Raw genomic sequence first — 511 nt, forward strand, 5'->3', positions numbered from 1 at the left:
CTATAATGATCACGATCCGCTGGAGTTGCCTGTCATGGCCGTAAGCCTTACCCCTGTTGCCTTTGCCCGTGTGCAGAAGTTCGTCGAGCAGACGCCCGGCGCGCTGGGCCTGCGTTTCGGCGTGACCCGCACCGGTTGTTCCGGCTGGGGCCACATCACCGATCTGGCTCGCGATGAGCGCGAGGGCGACACCGTCTTCGAGCAGGATGGGGTCCGCATCTATGTGGATGCCACCAGCCTCGAGCTGGTGGACGGCACCGAAATCGACTTCGGCAAGCACGGGCTGAGCGAGACCTTCACGTTCAGGAACCCGAACGCCACCGCTGAATGCGGCTGCGGCGAGAGCTTCACGACCGAGGCCGACAAGGCCTGATCGCCCGCACGCCGGGCCTGTTCAGCCCGCCCGGCTTGCCTTGTGCCCCCTTCTGCTGCCACAATGCGCGGCTTCCTGCCTGATTCCGGGCAGGACCCTTGCCCCACCGCGTTCACCTGCGGGGGGCTGTCCGGCCCT

At 66.1% G+C, this 511-nt stretch carries 1 protein-coding gene; it reads left to right on the plus strand.

The genetic code is table 11. The annotated features are described in order from the left end of the window. The coding region (locus tag AAE045_RS24475; RefSeq protein WP_455549880.1) for a HesB/IscA family protein at positions 1–373 on the plus strand (373 nt) is incomplete at its 5' end. Between the last annotated feature and the right edge of the window lie 138 nt (positions 374–511).

Source organism: Dryocola clanedunensis (assembly GCF_038405435.1).
Lineage (GTDB): Bacteria > Pseudomonadota > Gammaproteobacteria > Enterobacterales > Enterobacteriaceae > Dryocola > Dryocola clanedunensis_A.